This is a genomic window from Arthrobacter sp. MYb23, from assembly GCF_002979775.1.
In the GTDB taxonomy this organism is placed as follows: domain Bacteria; phylum Actinomycetota; class Actinomycetes; order Actinomycetales; family Micrococcaceae; genus Arthrobacter.
This window is the reverse complement of record NZ_PCPR01000049.1, coordinates 3,649-5,882: the sequence shown is the minus strand read 5'-3', so window position 1 is coordinate 5,882 and position 2,234 is coordinate 3,649. Positions and strand designations below refer to the sequence as shown.

1 rRNA gene is annotated in these 2,234 nt (G+C 55.5%); it reads left to right on the top strand.

The annotated features are described in order from the left end of the window. Positions 1–260: 260 nt before the first annotated feature. Positions 261–1,781: ribosomal RNA gene (locus tag CQ020_RS23840) — 16S ribosomal RNA — on the top strand. Positions 1,782–2,234 lie beyond the last annotated feature (453 nt).

Here is a 2,234-nt window from a genome sequence, read left to right as displayed (position 1 = left end):
GGTAAGTTTGAAAAGTTGCTCCGGAGCGATCCTGTCCCTTTGTGGGGGTTTGGTGGTGCCGGGTGTGTCTGTTGTTTGAGAACTCAATAGTGTGCCAAGTTTGTTGATGCCGATTGTTTTATTGATTGGTTGAAATTATGGCCGGATTGTCGCGCACCCCCGTGTGTGGTGGTCTGGTTTTCAGCTGGTTTCGAATTTTGTGCAGCCGTGTCTACCGTTATTTCCGGTGGGTGTGGTTGTGTCTGTTTGATTTTTGTTTTTCAACGGAGAGTTTGATCCTGGCTCAGGATGAACGCTGGCGGCGTGCTTAACACATGCAAGTCGAACGATGATCCCAGCTTGCTGGGGGATTAGTGGCGAACGGGTGAGTAACACGTGAGTAACCTGCCCTTGACTCTGGGATAAGCCTGGGAAACTGGGTCTAATACCGGATACGACCATCTGGCGCATGTCATGGTGGTGGAAAGCTTTTGTGGTTTTGGATGGACTCGCGGCCTATCAGCTTGTTGGTGGGGTAATGGCCTACCAAGGCGACGACGGGTAGCCGGCCTGAGAGGGTGACCGGCCACACTGGGACTGAGACACGGCCCAGACTCCTACGGGAGGCAGCAGTGGGGAATATTGCACAATGGGCGCAAGCCTGATGCAGCGACGCCGCGTGAGGGATGACGGCCTTCGGGTTGTAAACCTCTTTCAGTAGGGAAGAAGCGAAAGTGACGGTACCTGCAGAAGAAGCGCCGGCTAACTACGTGCCAGCAGCCGCGGTAATACGTAGGGCGCAAGCGTTATCCGGAATTATTGGGCGTAAAGAGCTCGTAGGCGGTTTGTCGCGTCTGCTGTGAAAGACCGGGGCTCAACTCCGGTTCTGCAGTGGGTACGGGCAGACTAGAGTGCAGTAGGGGAGACTGGAATTCCTGGTGTAGCGGTGAAATGCGCAGATATCAGGAGGAACACCGATGGCGAAGGCAGGTCTCTGGGCTGTAACTGACGCTGAGGAGCGAAAGCATGGGGAGCGAACAGGATTAGATACCCTGGTAGTCCATGCCGTAAACGTTGGGCACTAGGTGTGGGGGACATTCCACGTTTTCCGCGCCGTAGCTAACGCATTAAGTGCCCCGCCTGGGGAGTACGGCCGCAAGGCTAAAACTCAAAGGAATTGACGGGGGCCCGCACAAGCGGCGGAGCATGCGGATTAATTCGATGCAACGCGAAGAACCTTACCAAGGCTTGACATGAACCGGAAAGACCTGGAAACAGGTGCCCCGCTTGCGGTCGGTTTACAGGTGGTGCATGGTTGTCGTCAGCTCGTGTCGTGAGATGTTGGGTTAAGTCCCGCAACGAGCGCAACCCTCGTTCTATGTTGCCAGCGCGTTATGGCGGGGACTCATAGGAGACTGCCGGGGTCAACTCGGAGGAAGGTGGGGACGACGTCAAATCATCATGCCCCTTATGTCTTGGGCTTCACGCATGCTACAATGGCCGGTACAAAGGGTTGCGATACTGTGAGGTGGAGCTAATCCCAAAAAGCCGGTCTCAGTTCGGATTGGGGTCTGCAACTCGACCCCATGAAGTCGGAGTCGCTAGTAATCGCAGATCAGCAACGCTGCGGTGAATACGTTCCCGGGCCTTGTACACACCGCCCGTCAAGTCACGAAAGTTGGTAACACCCGAAGCCGGTGGCCTAACCCTTGTGGGGGGAGCCGTCGAAGGTGGGACCGGCGATTGGGACTAAGTCGTAACAAGGTAGCCGTACCGGAAGGTGCGGCTGGATCACCTCCTTTCTAAGGAGCTGCTAACAATTGCTGGTTTCCGTGCATGCGGAGATCGTGTGGTTGTCAGTGTTGCCCATTGCGCAGGCGTCTGTTCTGCGGTGGGTGCTCATGGGTGGAATATCAACGAATCAAACTTGTTTGGCATGGCCTTCACTGGTTGTGTCCTGGTGCTAGTACGGCATCCTGTTGCTCCTTTCGGGGGTGGTGGGGTGTGTGGAACGTGGCTGGGGCGTGGTGTGTGGGGTTGTGTTTGGCGCACTGTTGGGTCCTGAGGCAACAGGACCTTTTTGCAGCAATGCATGGGGGCATCTTCTGGTGTTTCTTTTGTTCCTGCTTCCGGTACCTCCGGTCACTGTTAACAGTCCCTTCCTTGTGTGGGGGTTGTGGTGGGTGGTGGTCTGGTTGACGGGGTTGTTGTTTGAGAACTACATAGTGGACGCGAGCATCTAGAACACACACGTT